Origin of the sequence: Crenothrix polyspora (assembly GCF_900163755.1) — a bacterium.
Taxonomy (GTDB): domain Bacteria; phylum Pseudomonadota; class Gammaproteobacteria; order Methylococcales; family Methylomonadaceae; genus Crenothrix; species Crenothrix polyspora.
In genome coordinates this window covers 66,655-91,057 of the sequence record NZ_FUKI01000101.1, presented here as the reverse complement: position 1 = coordinate 91,057, position 24,403 = coordinate 66,655, and the positions used below count along the sequence as shown (strand labels likewise).

Annotated in this window: 22 protein-coding genes; 3 read left to right on the top strand and 19 right to left on the bottom strand. The window is 44.3% G+C overall.

What is annotated here, in order from left to right; translation table 11 throughout:
• Window positions 1–178: DUF4277 domain-containing protein (locus CRENPOLYSF2_RS19490; protein ID WP_140396795.1), on the bottom strand; the 178-nt coding region annotated here is incomplete at its 3' end.
• A gap of 203 nt (window positions 179–381) precedes the next feature.
• Between CRENPOLYSF2_RS19490 and CRENPOLYSF2_RS07685 the strand changes: the two genes are divergently transcribed.
• Window positions 382–819, top strand: a complete 438-nt coding sequence (locus tag CRENPOLYSF2_RS07685) for a DciA family protein (RefSeq protein ID WP_087143371.1) — start codon at window positions 382–384, stop codon at window positions 817–819.
• A 4-nt stretch (window positions 820–823) separates the two neighbouring features.
• Here the strand turns inward: CRENPOLYSF2_RS07685 and lpxC are convergent, their stop codons facing one another.
• The 18 genes from lpxC to CRENPOLYSF2_RS07595 form a co-directional block, all read right to left on the bottom strand.
• Window positions 824–1,744 carry a UDP-3-O-acyl-N-acetylglucosamine deacetylase gene (lpxC, locus tag CRENPOLYSF2_RS07680; protein WP_087143370.1) on the bottom strand — a complete coding sequence of 307 codons (921 nt, stop codon included), beginning with the start codon at window positions 1,742–1,744 and terminating at the stop codon, window positions 824–826.
• Window positions 1,745–1,834: 90 nt separating this feature from the next.
• Window positions 1,835–2,995, bottom strand: a complete 1,161-nt coding sequence (ftsZ, locus tag CRENPOLYSF2_RS07675; protein ID WP_087143369.1) for a cell division protein FtsZ — start codon at window positions 2,993–2,995, stop codon at window positions 1,835–1,837.
• 28 nt (window positions 2,996–3,023) lie between these two features.
• Complete coding sequence (gene ftsA / locus CRENPOLYSF2_RS07670) at window positions 3,024–4,247, bottom strand: cell division protein FtsA (protein ID WP_087143368.1); 1,224 nt, start codon at window positions 4,245–4,247, stop codon at window positions 3,024–3,026.
• Between the two features lie 29 nt (window positions 4,248–4,276).
• Window positions 4,277–4,891 (bottom strand): cell division protein FtsQ/DivIB, encoded by a 615-nt coding sequence (locus tag CRENPOLYSF2_RS07665; protein ID WP_245807941.1) that lies wholly within the window; start codon window positions 4,889–4,891, stop codon window positions 4,277–4,279.
• Window positions 4,892–5,037: 146 nt separating this feature from the next.
• A complete protein-coding gene (locus CRENPOLYSF2_RS07660; RefSeq protein ID WP_087143366.1) occupies window positions 5,038–5,958 on the bottom strand; it encodes a D-alanine--D-alanine ligase in 921 nt (306 codons plus the stop codon).
• Window positions 5,951–6,838 (bottom strand): UDP-N-acetylmuramate dehydrogenase, encoded by an 888-nt coding sequence (gene murB / locus CRENPOLYSF2_RS07655; RefSeq protein ID WP_087143365.1) that lies wholly within the window; start codon window positions 6,836–6,838, stop codon window positions 5,951–5,953. Before murB ends, CRENPOLYSF2_RS07660 begins: the two co-directional genes overlap by 8 nt.
• A 13-nt stretch (window positions 6,839–6,851) precedes the next feature.
• The gene (murC, locus tag CRENPOLYSF2_RS07650) at window positions 6,852–8,291 is read right to left on the bottom strand and encodes a UDP-N-acetylmuramate--L-alanine ligase (RefSeq protein WP_087143364.1); all 1,440 of its coding nucleotides are present in this window, start codon (window positions 8,289–8,291) and stop codon (window positions 6,852–6,854) included.
• Window positions 8,288–9,343, bottom strand: a complete 1,056-nt coding sequence (murG, locus tag CRENPOLYSF2_RS07645) for an undecaprenyldiphospho-muramoylpentapeptide beta-N-acetylglucosaminyltransferase (protein WP_087143363.1) — start codon at window positions 9,341–9,343, stop codon at window positions 8,288–8,290. The genes murC and murG overlap by 4 nt, the downstream gene beginning before the upstream one ends.
• Window positions 9,328–10,491, bottom strand: a complete 1,164-nt coding sequence (gene ftsW, locus CRENPOLYSF2_RS07640; protein WP_176371061.1) for a putative lipid II flippase FtsW — start codon at window positions 10,489–10,491, stop codon at window positions 9,328–9,330. Before ftsW ends, murG begins: the two co-directional genes overlap by 16 nt.
• A 31-nt stretch (window positions 10,492–10,522) precedes the next feature.
• Complete coding sequence (gene murD / locus CRENPOLYSF2_RS07635) at window positions 10,523–11,893, bottom strand: UDP-N-acetylmuramoyl-L-alanine--D-glutamate ligase (protein WP_087143362.1); 1,371 nt, start codon at window positions 11,891–11,893, stop codon at window positions 10,523–10,525.
• Between the two features lie 42 nt (window positions 11,894–11,935).
• Complete coding sequence (mraY, locus tag CRENPOLYSF2_RS07630) at window positions 11,936–13,018, bottom strand: phospho-N-acetylmuramoyl-pentapeptide-transferase (protein WP_087143361.1); 1,083 nt, start codon at window positions 13,016–13,018, stop codon at window positions 11,936–11,938.
• The gene (locus tag CRENPOLYSF2_RS07625) at window positions 13,018–14,373 is read right to left on the bottom strand and encodes a UDP-N-acetylmuramoyl-tripeptide--D-alanyl-D-alanine ligase (RefSeq protein ID WP_336469720.1); all 1,356 of its coding nucleotides are present in this window, start codon (window positions 14,371–14,373) and stop codon (window positions 13,018–13,020) included. The genes mraY and CRENPOLYSF2_RS07625 overlap by 1 nt, the downstream gene beginning before the upstream one ends.
• A gap of 2 nt (window positions 14,374–14,375) precedes the next feature.
• Complete coding sequence (locus tag CRENPOLYSF2_RS07620; RefSeq protein WP_087143359.1) at window positions 14,376–15,848, bottom strand: UDP-N-acetylmuramoyl-L-alanyl-D-glutamate--2,6-diaminopimelate ligase; 1,473 nt, start codon at window positions 15,846–15,848, stop codon at window positions 14,376–14,378.
• The gene (locus CRENPOLYSF2_RS07615) at window positions 15,835–17,691 is read right to left on the bottom strand and encodes a peptidoglycan D,D-transpeptidase FtsI family protein (RefSeq protein ID WP_087143358.1); all 1,857 of its coding nucleotides are present in this window, start codon (window positions 17,689–17,691) and stop codon (window positions 15,835–15,837) included. The genes CRENPOLYSF2_RS07620 and CRENPOLYSF2_RS07615 overlap by 14 nt, the downstream gene beginning before the upstream one ends.
• Window positions 17,691–17,963, bottom strand: coding sequence for a cell division protein FtsL (gene ftsL / locus CRENPOLYSF2_RS07610; RefSeq protein WP_087143357.1), 273 nt, complete (start codon window positions 17,961–17,963; stop codon window positions 17,691–17,693). Before ftsL ends, CRENPOLYSF2_RS07615 begins: the two co-directional genes overlap by 1 nt.
• Complete coding sequence (gene rsmH, locus CRENPOLYSF2_RS07605; protein ID WP_087143356.1) at window positions 17,963–18,901, bottom strand: 16S rRNA (cytosine(1402)-N(4))-methyltransferase RsmH; 939 nt, start codon at window positions 18,899–18,901, stop codon at window positions 17,963–17,965. Before rsmH ends, ftsL begins: the two co-directional genes overlap by 1 nt.
• 667 nt (window positions 18,902–19,568) lie before the next feature.
• The gene (locus CRENPOLYSF2_RS07600) at window positions 19,569–20,510 is read right to left on the bottom strand and encodes a copper resistance protein B (RefSeq protein ID WP_087143355.1); all 942 of its coding nucleotides are present in this window, start codon (window positions 20,508–20,510) and stop codon (window positions 19,569–19,571) included.
• The gene (locus CRENPOLYSF2_RS07595) at window positions 20,510–22,252 is read right to left on the bottom strand and encodes a copper resistance system multicopper oxidase (protein ID WP_087143354.1); all 1,743 of its coding nucleotides are present in this window, start codon (window positions 22,250–22,252) and stop codon (window positions 20,510–20,512) included. The genes CRENPOLYSF2_RS07600 and CRENPOLYSF2_RS07595 overlap by 1 nt, the downstream gene beginning before the upstream one ends.
• 403 nt (window positions 22,253–22,655) lie before the next feature.
• Between CRENPOLYSF2_RS07595 and CRENPOLYSF2_RS07590 the strand changes: the two genes are divergently transcribed.
• A complete protein-coding gene (locus tag CRENPOLYSF2_RS07590) occupies window positions 22,656–23,435 on the top strand; it encodes a C-type lectin domain-containing protein (protein WP_087143353.1) in 780 nt (259 codons plus the stop codon).
• 497 nt (window positions 23,436–23,932) lie between these two features.
• A complete protein-coding gene (locus CRENPOLYSF2_RS07585) occupies window positions 23,933–24,340 on the top strand; it encodes a hypothetical protein (protein WP_087143352.1) in 408 nt (135 codons plus the stop codon).
• Window positions 24,341–24,403 lie beyond the last annotated feature (63 nt).

Here is a 24,403-nt window from a genome sequence, read left to right as displayed (position 1 = left end):
TCGGTTTGTTGGAAAATCCTAAGCCATTGATAATCATGCCTGCAACCGTTTCACCAGCCGATAAGGTCTCTCCCTCATAAGTCCCTAACCGCCCGTCAATCAACTCGGCAATTTTTAAATCTTTGATGACACCGGCAACAATGCCTAAGTGGTCTAAGCGCTCTATGGAGTAGTTCATGCTTGCCCCCGTGTTTTGAGTTATTTTTCTGTGCCTAATTAAATGACAAGTCGGCACTTAAGTCTAAATCAAAATTTAACGGGAGGGTAGCCGCTCAATGTGAGTTTATACGCCTGTTTTTTGACTTTTCTCTGGATATTTTAGACATAGCATGATTAACTTCAATACACCACGCCACATTACCCGTCATCTTGAGCTAAAAAATGTCTACGTTTAAATCCATCACTCACTTACACAGTAGAACGTTGAATCAGCTGCACTATAAAATTAACGCGCAACGACAGCTGACACAACAAATTAAAGCAGTATTACCCACAATATTAGCCAAGCAAGTTGCACATTGCGTCATAAATGATAAAACGCTGCTACTTTATAGCTATTCTGCTAATGCGGCATCGCAACTGCGTTTTTACAATGCGAGTATTATTGCAGCAGCCGGTGCAATAGCTACTGTTCAAATTAAAATAATGGTCAAACCTGGACTTGCCGATACCGTAATTCGCAAAGCCACCCTGCCTTCCATAGAAAAAATTGAGCTCCTAAGATCGTATAGCGACAGGGCTCAGGATGATCAATTAAAAACCGCATTACTAAAACTCAGTGACACGCTGACCCGTTTATCCGGTAAATCCGCGCTTTAAAATTTCATGCAGCGCTGCGCGGCGTTTCTGCTGAGCGCATAAAAGAAATCGGTGCTTCATTTTCTTCGTAAGTAATCATTTCCCAGGCTTCGGTATCATTAAGCAAGGTGCGTAATAGCTTATTATTTAAGCCATGCCCCGATTTATAGCCGGTAAATTCACCAATTAGGCTGTAGCCTAATAAATACAAATCACCAATCGCATCAAGAATTTTGTGTTTAACAAATTCATCGGCATAACGTAAACCATCTTCATTGAGAATCTTGACATCATCAACCACGATAGCATTTTCTAAGCTACCGCCTAAAGCAAGGTTGTTTTGACGTAACATATCAATATCTTTCATAAAACCAAAGGTTCTGGCTCGGCTCACTTCTTTAACAAAAGTAGTTGACGAAAAATCCATTGTTGCGGTTTTAACATGCTCTTCAAACGCAGGGTGCTCAAAATCGATAGTAAATGTCACTTTAAAACCATCAAAGGGTTCAAAGGCCGCCCATTTATCACCGTCTTCAACACGTACGCTGCGTTTAATACGCATGTATTGCTTTGGGCTATTTTGTTCTTCAATACCCGCAGATTGCAATAAAAACACAAACGGCCCCGCACTACCATCCATAATGGGCACTTCTGCGGCACTGACATCAATAAGCGCATTATCTATCCCTAAACCTGCAAATGCCGACAATAAATGTTCTATTGTCGATATTTTAACATCACCAGACACCAGTGTTGTCGACAACACTGTTTCTCCTACATTGTCTGGTGACGCTTTAATAATCACAGGAACATCCAAATCCACGCGCCGAAACCGAATACCTGTGTCAGCGTCACTCGGCCGTAAGGTTAAATACACCTTATCGCCGGTATGCAAGCCAACACCTGTAGCTCTGATGGTATTTCTTAATGTTCTTTGTTTAATCATAGGATGATATCACCAAGTAAAGGGATGAAATAGATGAAGATTTTACCATAATCAGCCACATTACAGAGATTGAAGAGTTTTTACAAATAACTAATCGGCTTGTCGTCTTAAAAAGGCTGGAATATCCAGATAATCCAAATCCATATCTTTTTTAAGCTGCGCACCAAAGCGTGACTCTCTGGTTTCAGGTTTGTTTTGACGAATTACCGTCGGCGTATCTAATACACCATAATTTACTTCACCGGCAGCGGCTTTTCTGATTAAATTATTGGTCGCTTTAACGGCCACTTGCGCAGGAGAACCCATACCTGTCGCAACAACAGTGACTTTTATTTCATCACCTAAATCAGGATCAATCGCTGTACCAATTTTGATAATGGCATCTTCCGAAGCAAATTCATGTACGATCTCGCCCACTTCATTAAATTCGGCAATACTCATATCCGATGCGGAGATATTAACCAAAATACCCCGCGCACCTTGCAAATTAATATCTTCTAATAAAGGACACGCAATAGCTTTTTCAGCGGCTTCACGCGCACGGTGATCACCCACAGCTGAACCAGTGCCCATAATAGCGGCTCCCATGCCAGACATTACTGTTCTAACGTCAGCAAAGTCAACGTTAATCATACCCGGATGTACAATTAAATCAGTAATACCTTGCACCGCATCCAATAACACATCATTGGCCGCTTTAAAAGCATTCATTAAAGATACTTTATCACCCAATACCGGCAATAATTTTTGATTAGGGATGGTAATCAACGAGTCAACATACTTTTCAAGCTCAGCAATGCCTTGTTCTGCAATCGCTTGTTTCTTTTTGCCCTCAAAGGTAAATGGCTTGGTTACCACGGCCACTGTCAAAATACCCATTTCTTTGGCGATTTCTGCAATGACAGCAATAGCACCGGTACCGGTACCGCCGCCCATGCCTGCGGTTAAAAACACCATATCCGCGCCATTAATCACTTCTTTAATGCGGTCTTTATTTTCTTCAGCAGCCATTCTGCCCACCTCAGGATTAGTACCCGCCCCTAAGCCTTTGGTCAGCTCAACACCCAGCTGAATAATAGTGCCCGTATCCAACTTTCTTAACGCTTGTGCATCAGTGTTTGCACAGATAAATTCAACACCTTGAATGCTACTACTCACCATATGGTGTACAGCGTTACCGCCGCCACCGCCCACACCGATCACCTTAATGACTGCGGTTTCGGTACACATGTCCACTAATTCATACGCCATTGTCGCTGCTCCGTTAATCTGCAAACTATTAAAAATTACCTTGAAACCAGCCTTTCATTTTGGCAAAAAATCCAGACTCTTCAGTGTCTATACTTCTGCCACCCTGATAATCTTTACCATACATTAATAATCCAACTCCTGTTGAATGTATTGGATTTCGTACCACTTCTATTAGCCCTGTCACGTTCTGCGGACATCCCATGCGTACTGGCATGTGAAAAATTTCTTCCGCTAACTCGGCCAAGCCCATAACCTTTGAACTACCTCCTGTTAATACAATGCCTGCGGCAATCATATCTTCATAGCCACTGCGTCTTAATTCTGCCTGAACTAATAGTAATAATTCTTCATAACGCGGTTCTATTATTTCAGCTAAATTTTGTGTCGAAATTCTGCGCGGCGCTCTATCACCAATACTAGGAACTTCAATAACGCCATCCGCACTGGCTAATTGTGTTAACGCGCAAGCATATTTTTTCTTAATATCTTCCGCATTAATGGTCGGTGTGCGCAAAGCGACGGCAATATCATTAGTCACTTGATCGCCAGCAATAGGGATAACAGCGGTGTGCTTGATAGCGCCTTCAACAAAAATAGCAATGTCCGTAGTACCTCCGCCAATATCCACTAAACAGACACCTAAGTCTTTTTCATCTTCTGCCAGCACCGAGTTACACGAGGCTAATTGCTCCAGTACAATATCATCCACTTCCAGATTGCAACGCCGAATACATTTAATAATATTTTGTGCGGCACTGACACTGCCAGTCACCATATGCACTTTAGCTTCAAGACGAATACCGGACATACCAATCGGTTCTTTTATGCCATCTTGAAGATCAATAACAAACTCTTGCGGTAAAATATGTAAAATCTTTTGATCGGCAGGAATAGCCACGGCACGCGCAGAGTCGATAACACGATCAATGTCATATTGCGTGACCTCTTTGTCTTTGATGGCTACAATGCCGTGCGAATTAAGACTGCGGATATGGCTGCCTGCAATCCCTGCAAACACAGACTTAATCTGACATCCCGCCATAAGCTCTGCTTCTTCTATAGCGCGCTGAATTGACTGTACTGTGGACTCTAAGTTTACTACAACGCCTTTCTTCAGTCCCCGCGAGGGGGCCGTGCCAATACCGATGACCTCTATATTACCATCACTACTGATTTCTCCAACAATCGCTGCAACTTTTGTAGTGCCAATATCAAGCCCGACGATTAAATTTCGCTCTGTTCTTTTTGCCATTTTCCCACTCTGTCTCGCGTTCTTTTGGATTATTCATTGATTTTATTATTGGGTACGTCTGTTGGGTTTAGCCAGTCAATTTCGACGATGTCAGGCTTCCATGAAACTGCATAACCATTAAGATATCTTAGATCAACAACGTCTATTGCATTGATTTTATCCTGTCCTAAGATAGGCACTGTCTTTAAAAAACGTTGCAATTTTTTTAAAGGCTCGTTACGTCCCATCACTATCTGCATACCACTTTTTAATTTTATTTTCCATGTCCAGCGCTCGCTGATATTAAATTCTGCCAACTCCATAGACTGATCTGCCAATGCCGTTTTAATGCCTTTCATAACTTCCAATACTTTTTTTTGTTGCTGTACTGGTCCTTCAATAATCAACAGATCGTGAAATGCATCAATATTTTTAGGGGTGAATATATCGCCACGCTCGGTAATTAAACTCTTTTTCCCCCAACGAACATAGGCTTTTTTTTCATGGACTTTTATATCAATGGTATCTGGCCATATCCGCGCAACAGTTGCCGCTTTAACCCACGGCAAAGATGCTACTGTGTCTTGAATTGATTGCATATCCACATCAAAAAAATCTGTACTAACTTGTGGCTGCAAGACAGCTTTCACCTCATCTTTAGACAAATATTGAAATACACCTTCCGTTCTCACATAACGGATAGGAAAAGACTGTTTTATTTTTTTCTCTACAGCATTACGCCCAATAACCGACAACCCAGCAGTCAACAACAAGATTGCAATAAACCAAATTTTGCTGCTAACACTGTCCATTACTCGATACTGGTTTCCAAAATACGCCACACCAATTGCTCAAACGAGATGCCCGCTTGTTTTGCTGCCATTGGTACCAAGCTATGATCCGTCATACCTGGCACGGTATTAATTTCAATGAGCTGCGCCTCACCGCTATGATCAATAAACACATCCACTCTGGACCAGCCTTTTACACCAACAACCTGGCTCGCCTTAACAGCAAGCTGCTGTAATTGCAGCTCTTGCTCGGCACTTAAACCACAAGGGCAATGGTATTGCGTTGTCGTGGCGTTATACTTCGCTTCATAATCATAAAATTCATTGGGTGTTTCTAGACGTATTGCGGGTAATGCAACACCGTTTAATAGCGCAACTGTATATTCTTTACCGGTTACCCAAGCTTCCGCATACACATCACAATCGTATTTCGATGCCACTTGCAAAGACTTTAAGAGTTCATCACGATTTTTTGCCTTGCTCATACCGATGCTAGAACCTTCTTGAGCGGGCTTGACAATCACAGGGAAAGCTAATTTTTCAATACACGCCTCAATATCACTTTCATCTTTAAGCACATACCATTTTGGCGTTGGCAAGCCATAACCTTGCCAGCACAATTTGGTTCTGAGCTTATCCATGCTCAATGCCGAGGCTAATACACCGCTACCGGTATAAGGTATGCCCAGCACTTGCAAAACACCTTGTAAAACACCGTCTTCACCGCCACGGCCATGAATGATATTAAACACTCGATCTACTTTAACGTGCGCCAAAGCATTAATCACACTGTCTTTCACATCAATGGCGACAACATCAATACCTTGGCGCTGTAAGGCTGCAAAAACCGCTGCGCCACTGCGTAAAGACACTTCGCGCTCGGCAGCAAAGCCGCCCATTAATACAGCCACTTTACCAAATTGTTCAGGGCTTTTAATCACTGATAACCTCGCATTTTTCTCCCACCACACACACCTCTGTCTGTAATAAAATACCGTGTAATTCTTCAATTTTACGTTGTACGTATTTAATTAAAGCTTCTATATCAGAAGCTTTAGCATTGCCGGTATTAACAATAAAATTAGCATGTTTTTCAGATACACACGCCCCGCCAATGGTAAATCCCTTTAAGCCTGCGTGCTCTATTAAGCGTGCCGCATAATCACCGTCAGGGTTTTTAAACACCGATCCGCAACTGGGTTGATTAGTCGGCTGGCTTTTGGCACGTTTTTCTAATAAACCTTTTATTTTTTGCTGGCTAATACCGGCATCACCCAATTGCAACACCAAATGCGCCGATAAAAACCATTGATTCTCCAAACCTTTTACCGAACGGTAACTGACTTGAAAATCGCTTGGTTGACGCAGTGCCACTTGGCCGAAAGCATCTATGGTTTCCACACCCTGCACAATAGCCCAGGTTTCCCCATCAAATGCGCCCGCGTTCATCTTTAATGCACCACCCATAGTGCCAGGAATTCCTGCCAGAAACTCAGCCCCAACCAAACCTTGCTCAGCACAAAACCGTGCCACATGGGCACAAGGTACACCGGCTTCGATATAAACCACCACATCATCAACACGGCGCATTTCTTTTAAGCGGCCTTTAGTATTAATAACCGTGCCACGTATACCGCCGTCTCTGACTAATAAATTACTACCCAAACCCATCCAAAATACCGGCTCACTGGCAGGCAAAGTTTTAACAAACTCAATTAAATCTTGACGATCAAAGGGGATATACATCTGATCTGCCAAACCACCCACACGCCAACTGGTGTATTTCGCCAATTTTTCATTGCTTAGTAAACGCCCATTCATGTCAGCAACCGTGTTATATTGCAATTAATTGTTCGGCCAGCAACTGGGGTAATAGTGTTGCAATATGCCCAACATTACCAGCACCCATCGTCACTAAAACATCACCCGCTTTAACAATGCCGGCCAGTAAACGCGGCAGATCTTCCCAGTTTTCCACAAACACCGGATCAACTTGGCCACGAATACGGATTGCTCGGCTTAAAGCGCGGCCATCAGCTCCTGGAATAACCGTCTCTCCAGCAGAATACACATCCATCAAAACCAGTATATCAACGCTGGATAACACATGTACGAAATCTTCAAACAGGTCGCGGGTTCGGGTGTAGCGGTGCGGTTGAAAAATAACTACCGAGCGTCGCTCTGGCCACGCTTGCTTTAATGCTTCAAGTGTAGCTGCTATTTCTCTTGGGTGGTGACCATAATCATCAACAAAGGTTAATTGTCCGTTACCCAGGGGTAAATCACCGTTCAACTGAAAGCGTCGACCCACGCCTTTAAAGACCTGTAAACTTTGTACAATCGCTGCATCATCTACATTAAGACGACTGGCTACCGCAATTGCTGCCAACGAATTCAACATATTATGCCAACCTGGCATATTTAAAGTGATCGCTAATGGCGCATAATCACCCCGCCGTATCACAGTAAAATGGGTTTGCATGCCTTGTTGTTTAATATTAATAGCACGTACATCGGCATTCTCATGTACGCCATAACTGACAATAGGCTTGGACAACAACGGCAGAATTTCCCGCACGCCTTCGTCATCCAAACACAACACCGCCAAGCCATAAAACGGCAGGTGATGCAAAAACTCAATAAAAGTATCTTTTAAGCGTTGATAGCTGTTTTGATAAGTGGCCATGTGATCTTGATCAATATTGGTCACAATCGCTATCATGGGCTGTAAGTATAAAAATGACGCATCACTTTCATCAGCCTCAGCAACCAGATAATTGCCCAAACCTAACTTGGCATTACTGCCTGCACTGTTTAAGCGACCACCGATCACAAAGGTTGGATCAAGCCCACCTTCAGCCAAAATACTGGCGACCAAACTGGTCGTCGTGGTTTTGCCATGCGTACCGGCCACGGCAATACCAAATCGAAAGCGCATCAACTCCGCTAACATTTCGGCACGCGGAATAACCGGTATCCTGTTTAAATACGCTTCATCAATTTCTTCATTACTGCGGTCAATCGCAGTGGATGCAACGACAACATCAACCTGCGCCACATTTTGGCGCTGATGGCCGATAGTGACCACTACACCAAGCGCTGCCAAGCGCTGCGTTACCGGACTTTCCTTGACATCAGAACCGGAAACTTTGTAGCCCAAGTTCAACAACACCTCGGCGATGCCACTCATTCCTGTGCCGCCAATACCGATAAAATGAATACGTTCAATATTACCGAACATTTCAGTGGGCATTTTGCCAAAAGAAGCACTCATGCTTTGGCCTCAGCAATGCAAATCGCCGCTACTACTTCGGTGGCTTCTAAGCGCGCGCACTGTTTTGTTGCTTGGCGCATAAGCTCCAGTTGCCCCAGGGCTTCAGTCATTTTTTTTGCTAAACTCATTGGTGTTAAATCTTTTTGCATTAATAATAATCCTGCGCCCGCATCGGTTAAAAAGCGGGCATTCGCGACTTGGTGATCATCAATCGCACTAGGTAATGGAATAAAAATAGCCGGAACACCCATTGCGGCCACTTCACTGACTGTCATAGCACCTGAACGACAAATGACAATATCCGCCCATTGATAAGCGGCCACCATATCATCGATAAATGCCGTAACATGGGCTTTAACATTTAATGCGCGGTAACGGGTTCTTACTGGCTCAAACATCACCGCACCGGTTTGATGAATGATTTGCACATCGGCCAACTGAGTAACTGCATCAGGGACGATTTCATTTAATATTTGCGCACCCTGGCTGCCGCCAAAAACCAATACATTGGTCACGGTTTTATCGCTACAGTGTGGCCGTTCCGGTATCGTTAAAAAAGCCTTTCTGAGCGGGTTACCGGTACAGGTTGCGCCAACTTTTTTGTTAAAACTGTTTGGGAAAGCCTCCAGCACCTGATTGGCCAATTTAGCCAATAATCGGTTAGTTGTGCCCGGTACGCGGTTTTGCTCATGAATCACTAATGGAATGCCTAACAACTTTGCCATTAGCCCGCCAGGACCTGCCACAAAGCCGCCCATACCCAACACCACATCGGGTTTGCGTTGTAACAATATAGCTCTGGCTTGGATGCACGCACGTAACAGCATAAACACGGCCTTAAATTTCGCTACCACACCTTTACCACGTACACCGGTCACAGACAGCCAATCAATAGCAATACCATGTTCTGGCACAACTTTGCTCTCCAAACCTTTATGCGTACCTAGCCAACTGACTTGCCAATCTTTTTCCAGCAATAATTGCGCAACCGCAAGCGCAGGAAATACATGCCCACCCGTACCACCCGCCATAATGACTATGCGTTTACCCATCGGGACCTTTCTTTTGGTGTATTTGCACTAATTTCATAGACTTCACTGTAAATTCTAAATAACAACGCGATTGCACAACACATGCTGATCATACTGCCACCGCCATAACTCATAAAAGGCAATGTCAAGCCCTTGGTTGGCAATATACCCATATTAACGCCCATATTGACAAAGGCCTGAAAACCAAACCAGATCCCCAGCCCATACGCCATTAGCGCGGAGAATACTTGTCCGGCTTTTTCCGCTGCTTCTGCGATTTTAAATATGCGCCATACCAACATGGCAAACAGGCCAATCACTACCACAACACCCAGTAAACCCAGCTCTTCAGCGATCACCGAAAATAAAAAATCGGTATGCGCTTCGGGTAAATAAAATAATTTTTGAATACCATTGCCCAAACCCACGCCTAGCCATTCACCACGACCAAACGAAATTAACGCTTGCACTAACTGAAAGCCGCTGTTTAAAGGATCTGCCCACGGGTCTCTAAAACTGGTGATGCGTTGCATGCGATACGGTGCAAAATACACTAATAAAGCGGCCAATGTAGCCAAAAATGACAATAAAATAACAAACTGCGATAATCTAGCACCGCCCAAAAACATCACGCCCATCGCAATCACAATAATAACCACAGACGAGCCGAAATCGGGTTCTAATAACAGCAAAACACAGGCTAGCGCAAATAACGCTAAAGGCTTAACAATGCCATACGCCGATACGCGAACCGACTCTTGGTGGCGCGTCACATAGCCTGCAATATAAACAACAGCAAAAATCTTAACAATCTCAGAAACTTGTATTCTAAGGCCGCCTAAAGACAACCAACGTACACTGCCATTAACTTTAACGCCCAAGCCTGGTATCAACACAATCACCAACAAAAACAAGCCCGCAATAAATAACCACGGCCCCGCTGTTTCCCACTTGTGCATGGGTATGGTAGCCAGCCAAGCACCAACGCAAACCCCAATGCAAATATGCGCCAATTGCTTGAGTGGATAGCTGAACACGCTGCCAGACATTTCTAACCCCAAATGCAGCGATGAAGATACCACCATAATGTAACCAATCGTCAACAACGCCAAACAGATAAGCACCAAGGTGGTATCAAAGTGAAATTGTGATTTATGGGGTGTTTTCACGCACGTATACCGGCCAATATAAAAGCGCCGCTCACGACAATAACGCCATGACTGCACTGGTAAATTTTTCACCACGCTCTTGATAGTTTTTATACTGGTCTAAACTGGCGCAGGCTGGCGAAAGCAATACACTGTCACCGCTCTCAGCCAATTTTGCGGCGGCTTGCACCGCTTGCAGCATATTTTTGACCACGACCACGGGTACACAGCCGTTTACCGCTTGCTCTATCAATGCAGCATCTTTTCCCATTAATACCACAGCTTTGGTTTTATCTTTGATAACAGGGGCTAACTCGTTCATATCAGCACCCTTGGCATCGCCACCGGCAATCAATATCACTTTACGTTTATAACCTTGTAGAGCGGCAATACACGCACCCACATTAGTCGCTTTTGAATCATTCACCCAGCTAACACCGCGTATTTGTGCAACCCGCTGCATTCTGTGCGCTAAACCTTTAAATTTCTGCAAAGCTTTACACGCAGTTTGTACATCAAGCCCTACAGCAGTTGCTAAAGCCAGCGCAGCTAAAGCATTAGCGCCATTGTGTCGCCCCTCTAATGGCAAGGCCGATAAAGGCATTAAAACGGTGTCCTGGTGCATTAAATATTCCACACCCTCGCTAAAAGCAAGGTGAAAATCCGCCTGAGTTTTAATAGAAAAACCCAATGTTTGCCGCGATGCATCTTGCATATTACTCACCACAGCGTCATCGCAGTTAATAACCATTACCCCGTTGCCATTAAAAACTTTGTGTTTTTCGCTGATATATTCCGCCATATCAGCATGCCTGTCCAAATGATCGGCAGACACGTTAAGCACGGTTGCAGCAGCGGCATTCAGTACCGAGGTTCTTTCCAACTGGAAACTTGATAACTCCAGCACATACATTTGATTTTCGTCAGCGATTAAATCCAGAGCAGGCGTACCTAAGTTACCGCCAACACCGGCTTTTATGCCAGCATATTTTAACATCTCACCTAGCATGGTTGTCACGGTACTTTTTCCGTTAGACCCTGAAATAGCAATCACCGGCACATTAACCACACTGGCAAATAAATCAATATCGCCAATAACTTTGGTGCCATTAGCAAGCGCTTTAACAATTGATCGCTCACGTAACGACACCCCTGGGCTTACCACCAAGTGCGTAGCCACCTGAAACGCCGCGTCATCAAAACCGCCGGTAAATACGGGTACATCGGGCATATACTGTAAAAACTCATCTAATAATGCCGGTTTAGCACGACTGTCCGCTATGGCAAACACAATGCCCAATTTTTGCAAAAAACGCGCAACCGAAATACCTGTTCCACCCAAGCCGACAATGACTACTTTGGCCTCATCAGGCACTAAAGCAAAATTCTTTTTTAGCGCAGCTAACGCTGCCGCATTATTCATAGTTATCTCTTAATGCACCCAATGTAATACACGTTGCTCGCCTTATCTTAATTTTAACGTTGTTAAACCAATCAGTACTAATATAACGGTAATAATCCAAAAACGCACAATCACGCGCGGCTCTGGCCAGCCTTTCAATTCAAAATGATGATGAATAGGTGCCATACGGAACACGCGTTTGCCGGTTAATTTAAATGAGGCCACTTGTATCATTACTGATACAGTTTCCATAACAAAAACCCCACCCATAATCATCAAAACAATTTCTTGTCTGACCAATACCGCTAACACCCCTAAAGCTGCACCCAAAGCCAACGCCCCCACATCGCCCATAAATACCATCGCAGGGTAAGCGTTAAACCATAAAAAACCTAAGCCAGCGCCGATTAAAGCCCCGCAAAATATAATCAACTCACCTGAGTGGGGCAAATAAGGAATAGCTAAGTAACTAGAAAATTCTACGTGACCCGATAAATAGGCAAAAATACCTAAACCACCTGCCACCATCACCGTAGGCATAATTGCCAAACCGTCCAAACCATCGGTTAAGTTGACGGCATTACTGGTACCCACAATCACAAAATACACCATCACCACGTACATCCAGCCCATGTTGATAGTGAAATCTTTAAAAAATGGTACGATAAACTGGGTTTCTGCCGGCAATTGCGCCGTGCTGTATAAAAAAACCGCTGCACCAAAACCAATCACTGACTGCCAAATATATTTCTCTTTAGCTGACAAACCATCACTGTTATTTTTAACCACTTTTCGGTAATCATCCACAAAACCAATCACGCCATAGCCTAGGGTCACCAATAAAATCACCCAGATGTAGCGGTTACTCAAATCCGCCCATAACAAAGTACTAATAGCAATCGCGATTAAAATTAATGCGCCACCCATGGTTGGCGTGCCGGATTTTTCGTAATGCGATTTAGGACCTAATTCACGGATACTTTGGCCAATTTTTTTACGAGTTAGTTTTTCAATCATAATAGGGCCGACCATAAAAGCGATGGCCAGTGCGGTTAAAACACTCAACATAGCCCGTAACGTCAGATAATGAAAAACCCGAAAACCGCCGTCAACACTGGTTAATAAATCAGCAAGATACAGTAACATTATGCAATCCCATCCATTTCCACCAAAGCGGTGACTATATTTTCCATACGTTGCGCCCGTGAGCCCTTCACTAAAATTGTTTCATCACCCTTAAGTTCGCGCTTAAGTACCGCCAGCAAATCATGTTGGCTTTCAAAAAACTGCCCGCCAGCACCAAAGCTGTGTACCGTATTTTGGGCATCTGCGCCAACCGCTAACAAGCGAACAACGCCGCTGTCTTTAATCATGTGTCCCATAGCTTGGTGCATAGCAGCACTTTGTGGGCCTAACTCGCCAAAAGCCCCTAATATCAGCCACGGCGTGCCCTCACATGCCGCCAACACATCAAGACCCACTTTTAAAGATGCCGAATTGGCATTATAGGTATCATCTATCACCAGATTGCCCAAACCGCCAACTCTCGATTGCAAACGGCCTTTAACTGGCTTGACACTTTCTAAGCCTTGTTTGATCATTTGTAAATCTAAACCCAATGCAAGACCTGCGGCAGTAGCCGCCAGTGCATTCAATACATTATGACGGCCGGCCAGCTTTAACTGCACAACAACGTCGCCCTTGGCGGTTACCACCTCAAAAGAGCTGACAAAACCGGCATTAAGTTCGGTTTTAATAGCGCGTGCAGACACATCGGCATCAGCATTTAAACCAAAAGAAATAACTTTTCTATTGCCCGCTAGCGAGCGCCAATAATCAAAATAGTGGTCATCTCGGTTAAGAATCGCCGTGCCGTCGTGCCGTAAGGTTTCAATAATTTCACCTTTGGCTTTGGCGACACCGTCCAAACTGCCAAAACCTTCAATATGGGCAGCACCGGCATTGTTCAGTATCACCACATCCGCTTGCGCGTACTTGCTAACATAGGCAATTTCACCGGCATGATTGGCTCCCATTTCAATCACTGCATAGTGATGATCTTCTTGTAAACGCAATAATGTGAGCGGCACACCAATATCGTTATTAAGATTACCGTGGGTAAACAAGACACTACCTTTGGTGGCTAACACCGCAGCCGTCATTTCTTTAACCGTGGTTTTGCCATTGCTGCCGGTAACACCTACCACAGTTGCCGACACTTTGCGTCGCCACGCACCGGCAAATTCAGCCAAAGCCAAATGGGTATCCTCAACAGCAATATAAGGCACCGTTGCGCTAACACCCTGCCGTAAAATAGCTGCTGCGGCACCGGCTTGCACCGCTGTTTCAACAAAAGCGTTGCCATCAAAATTAGCACCGGTAATGGCAATATACAACGCACCGGGAGGTAATGTCCGCGTATCTAAACTCGCCGACGAAATAGCCATATCTGCACCCACAAGCTCACCCTGAACACTTTTGGCAATATCACTCAATAGCATTTTCACCGTGTTACAACCCTCATATCTAATGCTTCCATAACGGCGTGCCGGTCACTGAAGGGCAACCTCACCGCCTCGATTTCCTGATAATTTTCGTGGCCTTTACCAGCAACCACAATACAATCTTGTGCGCTGGCCTGTAATATCGCCTGTTGTATAGCGGCTTTTCTATCCTGAATAACACTAAGTTTGCTGGATTGGCAATCGCGCACAATATCGTTAACAATGGCCTTGCTGTCTTCAAAGCGCGGATTATCGTCGGTAACAATCACCCGATCGGCCCATTGCTGAGCAATTTTCCCCATCTGTGAACGCTTACCAGTATCACGATTACCACCGCAGCCAAATACCAACCATAAGTCGCCAAAACACTGTTGTCGCACACTGGCCAACACTTTATCCAAAGCATCCGGCGTATGGGCATAATCCACAAATACCAACGGTAACTTACCGCCACCTAAGGCTTCCATGCGCCCTGCAACCGCCTGTATAGTAAGTATTTTTTGAGCGGCAGCACTTAAAGATGCCCCCATTGCCAAACTAACCGCCAATGTTGTCAATAGATTTTCTACGTTAAAATCACCATACAACGGCGCATTAATTACCTGACGCTGGCCACGCCATTGTGCAACAAAACTAATGCCCTCAGCACTGTGGCTAATATCAATAGCGCTAAGGCATTCCATAGCCTCGACAACTTTACCGGATACACTAATACCCCAAGCAATCACCGATTTTGGTATACGGGCAATAATGTCATCGCTGTACGCAGCATCCAAATTAACGACAGCAAAACCGATACCTGGCTTATCTAATAAGGCCAGCTTAGCTTGCACATACGCCGCCATCGTACCGTGATAATCCAAGTGATCGCGGCTGATATTGGTAAATACTACACCTTTAAATTGCACACCATTAACACGGCCTTGCTGCAACGCATGCGAAGACACTTCCATTGCCACCGTGCGTTTGCCGCTTTTTAACAAGTCAAACAACATACGTTGCACGGATACGGCATCGGGCGTGGTGTTAAGAGTTTGGCGCAACTGACCACGTTCACCCCAGCCTAAAGTACCAATAATTGCACACTCATCCAGCGTATGACTTAAAAAATGGCTACAGGAAGTTTTGCCATTTGTGCCAGTAATGCCAATAACATCAATTTTCTGTGATGGATTACTATAAAAACGACTGGCTATTTCACCCAGTTTTAACGCTAAATCCACGACAGAAAACAGCGGTATCGCATCAATTTGCTCAGCTAAAACAGCACCACCCTTAGCAGGATCATACATAATGGCTACCGCACCCTTAGCAATAGCGTGCTGGGCATACAATAAACCGTGCTGCACAGAACCTGCCAAAGCCACAAATACATCGCCACTCACCAGCTCTTTACTGTTTAAAGCCAGCCCAGTGACAGTAATAGCGTTATTGGCTATACTGCTATCTGGTAATAAATCATTCAGCAGCATGCGGACGAATCACTCCTTTTTTGGTCAATAAAATCGGCATTGTGTGCTCTTCGTCAGGCGCTACTTCCATGATTCTTAATGCACCCGCCATCACTTTTGAAAATACCGGTGCCGACACCAAGCCGCCATAATAATCACCGGCGGAAGGTTCATCAATCATCACGACAATAATCAACCGTGGATGACTGGCGGGTGCCATGCCAGCAAACACCGCAAAATAGGTTTTTTCAGAGTAGCCACCCGAACCGGCTTTTTTAACCGTACCGGTTTTACCCGCCACCCTGTAGCCATCGACCCGCGCCTCGTAAGCCGTACCATCTTTACTGATAACCGTCTCCAGCATTGCTCTGACTTTTTTAGCGGTTTTCGCGGTAAAAACCCGTTTCGAGTCAATGTCCTCATCGCGCTTTAACAAGCTGATAGAGTGCAGTATGCCATCATCTGCCAACGCCGTATAAGATCGCGCCAACTGTAAGGCTGAGACACTCAAGCCATAACCAAACGACATGGTCGCTCGGTCAAAATCTCGCCAGCGCCGGTGATCCAGCAAACTACCGCTGGCTTCACTCGGAAATCCTGAGCCTGGAGAAACACCAAAACCCAGTTTATGATAAGTATCCCAAAAATACTCCGGCGGCATTTTTAAGGCCATTTTGGCAACACCGACATTACTGGATTTTTTTAACACACCGGTCGCATCTAATGTGCCGTAATTATGCACATCTCTTACCATATGCGTACCAATCGGAAATATACCGTGAGTTTCAAATAGCTCATTTGGCCTAATGTAACCGCCGTCCATTGCTGCCGCCACTACAAAGGGCTTAACCGTTGAGCCTGGCTCAAATATATTGGTTATCGCCCTGTTTCTATAGAGATTTTCTTTTAAATTGGTTTTGGTATTTGGATTAAACGACGGTTGATTAGCGGCTGCTAACACCTCACCACTCTTTGCATCCAGCACCACAATTGAGCCGGATTTGGCTTTATGTGTTTCCACGGCGGTTTGCAATTCACGGTAAGCCAAATACTGAATACGCTGATCAATACTGAGCTCCAGTGTTTTCCCTGCCACCGGTTCTTTTATGTTTTCAATGTCGGCAATTACCTGGCGTTGACCGTCTCTAATCACCCGCTTGCTGCCGGACAAGCCTTTCAAAAAATTTTCATAGCTACGCTCAAGCCCCTCCTGACCAACATCATTGACATCGGTAAAGCCAATCAAATGCCCAGAAACCTCGCCGGTTGGATAAAAACGTTTAAAACCCTGCTCCACATTAACGCCAGGCAATTCCAAAGCCTTCACTTGATCAGCAATAATGGGATTAATTCTTTGTGCCAAATAAGCAAATTTTGAGGTTTTATTTAACAGCTTATTGGCTTCTGATGCTGGCAAACCTAAAATTTTTAGCATTTGCTTTACCTTTAAAACCTTATCTTTTTCATAAACAGCCAAGACTTCGGCTTTTTGCACCCCAGTTAAAGCATGCCCCTGTTGAGATTTTCTCAACTTTTTCTCCAAGGCTTTAAGCTGGTTTTTATCAATGGCATTCAACTGCTTAGGGCTAACGGAAACCGTCTGCACCGGCGAACTGATTGCTAATGGCGCACCGGTTCTATCAGTAATCATACCTCGGTAGGCAGACACGGATACCTCATCAACATGGCGCATATCACCCTGGTCTTTAAGATATTTTTTACTGATGACCTGTAAGTCAACCGCTCGCGCCACCAAAATAATCATGCAACTCATCATAAATACAAGAACAAACCTACGACGACTGGAAAAATCACCCGCAGGTTTGCGCTCTTTAAGATTACTGCGGTTACGTAAATCGACCATTAGGGTTTGATATAGATGGTTTTTTCGCGTACAGGCGACACCAAATGCAGCTCTTTAAGCGCGACTTGCTCAACGCGATTTTGATCAGCTAACGTTGTTAACTCTAATTGCATCTGCCCCCATTCCACTTCGTACTGATCTAAGGCTCTTTCTTGTTTACCTATATCAATGTAAAGTAATCGCGAACAGTATTTGCTGTAAATTACCGCAAACGCTGATGCCAGTAGCAGCAATAATAAACCGATTGCACTGAGCGTAGTGGCGTGTTTCATCAAACAGCAACGCGCTCAGCAATGCGCATAACCGCACTTCGCGCACGCGGGTTTTCAGCCAACTCGGTTTTTCCGGCTTTAAGTGCTTTACCAATTTTTATTAATGCGCCTCGCGCTATATCAACTTCTTTAATAGGCAATTTGCCTGGATCGAACTTGGCTCCCGCCTCACTTCTGATAAAACGTTTTACAATTCTGTCTTCGAGCGAATGAAAAGAAATAACTACCACCCGACCACCGGGCTTTAAAACCGGAATAGACTGTTTTAAAACCTCTTTTAATTCATCCAATTCCTTGTTGATTTCTATACGGATGGCCTGAAAGCTGCGCGTTGCTGGATGCTTATATTTATCGATAAAAGGTACAGCGTCTGCAATTAATGCCGCCAATTGCCGTGTATCGGTAATGGGTGACGCTAGGCGCGTTTCCACAATCGCTTTAGCAATGCGCTTTGCAAAACGCTCTTCCCCGTATTCAAACAAAACCCGTACCAGTTCTTTTTCTTCCACGTCAGCCAACCATTCGCGCGCCGAGACCCCGCTGGTATCATCCATACGCATATCCAATGGCCCATCGCGCAGAAAACTAAAGCCTCTTTCCGCGCTATCCAGTTGAGGCGATGATACGCCTAAATCCATCAAAATGCCGTCGACATGACCGAAACAGCCTTCTCGCTGAGCAAGCCCTGCTAAGGCAGAAAAAGCACAATGCTCCAATTTAAAACGCGAATCTTCACGCAAAAGACGCGCGTCCTCAGATTGCACCGCAGCAATATCTCTATCAATAGCCAGCAACCGCCCTGAAGCACCTAGTTGCGCCAAAATGCCGCAACTGTGACCGCCACGACCAAAGGTACAATCCAGGTAGATGCCGTCTTTTTTAATCGCCAACTGCTGCAAAACTTCTGAAAACATGACGGGCAGATGCTTATTTAGCATTCGTCAAATGTATACAAAAAAATCAAGCATTTAAAATTGCACAACAACATATTAACCCACACACCTAATTAACTACACTCAACAACCTAGCGGCAAAAAAGCAACCGAAAGAAATAACGCCTAACAACAATTTATGGGTAACCTTGCGATTTATTATCAAAACCACTTACAAAAATATACAAAAAATAATAAAAACCTGACACCTCAAAAATAGCAGTCTATTCCACTTTTGGCTACCCCAGCTAACTATAGAATTCAATCCATTCTTAGTCAAGCGGGATAGCTTATAAAATCTTTCTTTTTTGACAATGACTTATAAATACTCATCAATCTAAAAATAAAATAAAATAAATATTGCCCCTCAACCTAAACACCATCTATTCCTAAACAAAAGCCAGTGATTTTATTTATTTTAGTAGGCACTTTTAAGTTACTTTAAAAAATAACCGATAAACATTAAAATATCAGACACCTTGTAAATTAACATTGCTAGTTTACATATAAATCTCGGTGTTACCTTTTACAGCGTTTTCACAGTTCAATAGTTACAGCGTAACCGTTCGCACTGAGCTTGTCGAAGTGTGCCGTTCATGCTTCGACAAGCTCAGCATGAACGGTGGTTGTAACTGTCCTAAGTTGAAAATGCTGTAAGTACAGCAGCGTTATTTTAAAACCAAAAGTGTATACCCGCTACAAAGCGTGTTTCTTCTGCTTTTTTACCCTGGGCTCTTATAGCATCTGCCGCTGAACCGAAGGTATTTGCCCACTCTATGCCAATATACGGTGCAAACTCACGCTTAATCTCATAGCGCAAACGCAATCCAGCTTCTATATTAGATAATCCGCTACTAACCAAGCGTGAACTATCGCTATCGCTGTAAAAATTCATTTCAACACGGGGTTGTAAAATCAATTTTTGGGTTATTAATACATCGTATTCGGCTTCAAGACGAAAAGCCGTGCGCCCTTGCTCGCCAATATACGCGGTAGCTTCTATATATACCCAATACGGCGCATAGCCTTGCAGCCCAAAAGCCCCCCATACCCTGTCAGTTCCTAAACCACTGTCATAGCGCAATCCAAGCTGGGTATCCCAAAATGCAGTTAGCGCATGTCCCCACAGTAATTCATTACGCGAACCTTTAAATGCACCCTGATCCACTTCGCCTTCAGCCCTAACCACCAAACGATTATAATCACCGCCAAACCAGGCTTGCCAATCGTAAGTTAGCGAAAACGCATCTCGCGCATTAACCGCTTCCAAACGATCAATAATCAACGCAGCCAAGACATGACCATCGCCCATCATCGGCTTAGATAAGCCACTGAAATCCTGACCATCGCTATACGCATGAGGATCACGTTCCTGTGCGGAAACCGCAGGCACTGGCCGGATAGCGCTGGGTGTTAATTGCTCAAAGCGACGGGTTTCTGCTTTAGGTTGCAGTGACAGTATTCCATCGTGTTGCATACGGCTGTGATCATGGCCAGATAGTGTATCAGTAACGTGCAATGCCCCTTTATCGGCTCGGCTAATTGCTGTAAACCCAAGCGCTAAACCTATAAAAGTCAACGTAACAAATAATGCAAGAGATGGCTTTGCCGTCATCAAGACACCACCACTTCTCGAAACATACCGGCGTGCATGTGGTAAAACAAATGGCAATGCCACGGCCAACGTCCCAGTGCATCAGCGGTTACTAAAAAACTAACCCGTTGTGCAGGTTGCACAACAATAGTATGTTTACGTACCTGAAATTGCCCGTCCGCTGTCTCTAGCTCACTCCACATGCCATGCAAATGCACCGGATGGGTCATCATGGTATCGTTCACTAAAATCACCCGCAAACGTTCACCATACCGAAAATGAATCGGCGTGGACTCGTTATATGCCACGCCATCAAATGACCAGGTATAGCGTTCCATATTACCGGTTAAATGCAGCTCCATGTCACGCGTCGGCGCTCTGGCATCCAGCGTACCGCCCACGGTATGTAAGTCAGCATAGGTTAAAACCCGCCGACCATTATTTCTTAAACCAATACCAGGATCGTCCAGATTAGTGCGCGGTGTATCAACCCGCATATCCACACTGGCAGAAAATTCCGTGCTGGCATGGTGTACGCTGACAGGTCTCATGTCGGCCATGTCATGTCCCATCTGGCGCATTTGCTCAGAAGTCATAGCACTGTGATCCATCGCCGCCATATCGTGATTCATTGCCCCCATCATATCGCCCATCGTCAACAGTTCTGGCTTGTCCATCTCTGGCACGCGCGCTGATAAACCCGCGTGTGTGGCCAACGTGCCACGTACATAACCGGTACGATCCATCGCTTGGGCAAAAATCGTGTACGCAGTTTGTGTCGGTGTAACAATAACATCGTAGGTTTCTGCCAGGCCGATACGAAATTCATCCACTAACACCGGCTCAATATTTTGGCCATCGGCCTGTTCAACACACAGTGCAAGACCTGGAATACGCACGTCAAAAAACGTTTGTGCAGATGCGTTAATAAAGCGTAAGCGCACACGCTCGCCAGGCTTAAACACGCCTAACCAGTTATCTGTGCTGTCGTGGCCATTAACCAGATACCGATAGGTTGCGGCCGAAATGTCGGCTAAATCGGCGCGGCTCATGCGCATCATATTCCACATGTGGCGTTTTTCAAGCGCAGACTTAACCCCTTCACCCGCAATATCTCGAAAAAAATCTACCACAGTAGGTTGATTGTAATTGTAATACGCGCTGTGTTTTTTAAGATTGGCAAATACTGTCATCGGATCTTCATCCGTCCAATCGGACAATAACACCACGTAATCACGGTCTGCCTGAATCGCATCGATTGTCGCAGGCTCAATAATAATCGCACCGTACAATCCGGTTTGCTCTTGCATCTCAGAATGCGAGTGATACCAGTAAGTGCCTGATTGCTGAACTTTAAAATGATAAGTAAACGTTTCACCCGGCGCGATGCCATTGAAACTGATTTGCGGCGCACCGTCCATTTGATAGGGCAAAATAATGCCATGCCAATGCAACGAGGTTTCTTCAGACAGTAAATTTTTAACCCGCAAGGTAACGGTATCACCTTCTTTCCAATACAGTGTTGGCCCTGGCATTGTACCGTTAATCGTGGTAGCAATTTTTTCTATGCCCGCAATAACGATCTTTGTTTCAGCGATGGTTAAATCAAACTCTGTGCCACCGAGTAATGGAATAGCCTGGGCTTTGGCATTTTTAATATACGGCAGCGTGGCTATCAGTACGCCAGTATGTACCAAGCTTTTAAGAAATTGTCGCCGCGAACGACTGACTAAGCTCGAAAGGCGTTTTACGGTAGAAGTCATGATTTATTTTAGTAGTCAAAGCGCACATCAACCATTATGCCTTCTTTATTACAACGACATAATGGCATTCAGATTATGTTGCTATTTTATCAGCTATTGTTAAAAAAAAACCTAAGGATAATGGGTAGTCTACTTATCACCATTAGTTCATTAGTGAATATTTAATGCGCTGGGATAAAGACAAATAAGGCTTTCGCTAACCGCCCAGCACCAATGCCTTAATTGATCAATACGCCGAATGTTCAGGGGTAACACCATGCGAGGCAATATGGCTAACACTTATTGCAGCCTATTAACTCGCTTCTCAGCTTTCAAATCAGTCAATCTGCACTACGCTTCCTTAGTAGCCGCTTACATTTAGCCTTTTTAATTAAAATTAAAACAACCGCAGGAATGCCTCCCAATGTCACATAATAAAAATTTCACCACACCTCTATTTGCTATTTTACTCATAGGATCATCATCTGTATTGGCAGATACAGGAAAACTGGTGAACCCCGCTAATAATCACACTTATCAAATGTTCGATAGCAATAATCGTACATGGGATGACGCTAAAGCTGATTGCACTAAAAGAGGCGCACATTTGGCGACTATTACCAGCCTACAAGAGAATACTTGGATATGGGGAAATTTTGGCAGCAATGACACCTCTAGGTGGTTAGGAGGAACGAATGAAGTTCAAAAAGGAATTTGGACTTGGATTACTGGAGAGCCCTGGGCTTACGTAAATTGGAGTAGTAACAATGAACCATCAAGTCCCAATTATTTAGTGATGCGACAATACGGCGGAGGCACTTGGCTAAGCTCTGGTGGTCCAGATAATCCATCACAAAAGGCTCCCTACATATGCGAATGGGAAGCTGTGCAATATTTAGGCATGACACCTATTTCCAACAAGACTAAAGGCAAACCAGCAAATTACGCTTTAATCGGATTAAACGGCGGAACATACAGCCTGTTACTAATTGATGGTGTTACTGGAAAAAAAATTAGCTCTGCCGCAATTGGCATAGCCTCTAACATCACTTTCAAATCATTCAGCGCAACCGATGATTTTAACGGCGACAATGTTAAAGACATAGCAGTGTTACTAAACAAATCAATAAAATCCAGCGCAGTAATGATATTCAGTGGCACTAACGCAAAGCCTCTTAAAACCCTTAATTTACCAACCCAATAATAAGTATTTACCGTTCGCTTATTTCCCCTGCTAACTTAACAAATACAATAATTCGCAGCCAATCAAGTTAGCGATAGCGTAATGCGCTGAACATCGTGCAGTGCAATACAACTCAAGGTAATTTATAAAATTAAACATACCCAGATGCTTGGCTTATCAGTGCTAAGCCTGCGAGGTTTTAAAAACCCCGTAGATATTTACAACATAAGACAAAAAAATTGTAGGGTGGATTCGCCGCTAGACAATCCACCACAATACCTCTACTGGATATTGGTATTGAGTTGATTGGCGGTTTGCTGGCGCGAAACCACCCTACAAACTCTAACTTAAGCCAGTGATGCGAGTATTTGCCAAAAATGCGTATAATGCCGTATGCGGCTACGCACTTAAAAACGGACACAAAAAGGTTAATACCTACAACAGCCCTGCTTTAAAGCTAGCCCCTGTATACAAATCCAGTTTACATTGTTTAGTTAATCAACACGGGTAATTTAGCTATGAAAAAAATTTTCCTGCTTTCTTTAAGCCTTTTACTGCTAACAGCGTGTTCTGAAAAACAAGCTTATGAACAAGCGCTGTTAGAGCAAATGCAAAAAGAACCAGATGTTAAAGATTACAATATCACGCCAGAAGACATGGTTAAATGCGTGTTCGACACGACATCTACAAATATGCCAGGGTTTTTCACCTACGATCCGTATCGCCGGTTAACCTATGAACGCTATGCGAAAATGCTAAACGCCAGCAAAGCAGCCGACCCGAAAAAATCCTTTGAAGAGCTAAGCACTTTATTTGGATCGCCCAAAAAACTCTCCGAAGCACATACCAACCTTACCGAAAGTATGATGGAATGTTATTCACTGATTACCGATACCCGTGATAAAAATCCGCCGCGTCCCAAATAACCACGCGACACCACAACACAAAAAACACTAATACACAGCCAATGAATCTGCCCTGATTCATTG

Excerpts from the sequence above, each read along its gene's own strand:
- CRENPOLYSF2_RS07685 (WP_087143371.1), top strand. The coding sequence starts at position 382 with ATGTCTACGTTTAAATCCATCACTCACTTACACAGTAGAACGTTGAAT.
- lpxC (WP_087143370.1), bottom strand. The coding sequence starts at position 1,744 with ATGATTAAACAAAGAACATTAAGAAATACCATCAGAGCTACAGGTGTT.
- ftsZ (WP_087143369.1), bottom strand. The coding sequence starts at position 2,995 with ATGGCGTATGAATTAGTGGACATGTGTACCGAAACCGCAGTCATTAAG.
- ftsA (WP_087143368.1), bottom strand. The coding sequence starts at position 4,247 with ATGGCAAAAAGAACAGAGCGAAATTTAATCGTCGGGCTTGATATTGGC.
- murB (WP_087143365.1), bottom strand. The coding sequence starts at position 6,838 with ATGAATGGGCGTTTACTAAGCAATGAAAAATTGGCGAAATACACCAGT.
- murC (WP_087143364.1), bottom strand. The coding sequence starts at position 8,291 with ATGAGTGCTTCTTTTGGCAAAATGCCCACTGAAATGTTCGGTAATATT.
- murG (WP_087143363.1), bottom strand. The coding sequence starts at position 9,343 with ATGGGTAAACGCATAGTCATTATGGCGGGTGGTACGGGTGGGCATGTA.
- murD (WP_087143362.1), bottom strand. The coding sequence starts at position 11,893 with ATGAATAATGCGGCAGCGTTAGCTGCGCTAAAAAAGAATTTTGCTTTA.
- mraY (WP_087143361.1), bottom strand. The coding sequence starts at position 13,018 with ATGTTACTGTATCTTGCTGATTTATTAACCAGTGTTGACGGCGGTTTT.
- CRENPOLYSF2_RS07625 (WP_336469720.1), bottom strand. The coding sequence starts at position 14,373 with ATGCTATTGAGTGATATTGCCAAAAGTGTTCAGGGTGAGCTTGTGGGT.
- CRENPOLYSF2_RS07620 (WP_087143359.1), bottom strand. The coding sequence starts at position 15,848 with ATGCTGCTGAATGATTTATTACCAGATAGCAGTATAGCCAATAACGCT.
- CRENPOLYSF2_RS07615 (WP_087143358.1), bottom strand. The coding sequence starts at position 17,691 with ATGGTCGATTTACGTAACCGCAGTAATCTTAAAGAGCGCAAACCTGCG.
- ftsL (WP_087143357.1), bottom strand. The coding sequence starts at position 17,963 with ATGAAACACGCCACTACGCTCAGTGCAATCGGTTTATTATTGCTGCTA.
- rsmH (WP_087143356.1), bottom strand. The coding sequence starts at position 18,901 with ATGCTAAATAAGCATCTGCCCGTCATGTTTTCAGAAGTTTTGCAGCAG.
- CRENPOLYSF2_RS07600 (WP_087143355.1), bottom strand. The coding sequence starts at position 20,510 with ATGACGGCAAAGCCATCTCTTGCATTATTTGTTACGTTGACTTTTATA.
- CRENPOLYSF2_RS07595 (WP_087143354.1), bottom strand. The coding sequence starts at position 22,252 with ATGACTTCTACCGTAAAACGCCTTTCGAGCTTAGTCAGTCGTTCGCGG.
- CRENPOLYSF2_RS07590 (WP_087143353.1), top strand. The coding sequence starts at position 22,656 with ATGTCACATAATAAAAATTTCACCACACCTCTATTTGCTATTTTACTC.
- CRENPOLYSF2_RS07585 (WP_087143352.1), top strand. The coding sequence starts at position 23,933 with ATGAAAAAAATTTTCCTGCTTTCTTTAAGCCTTTTACTGCTAACAGCG.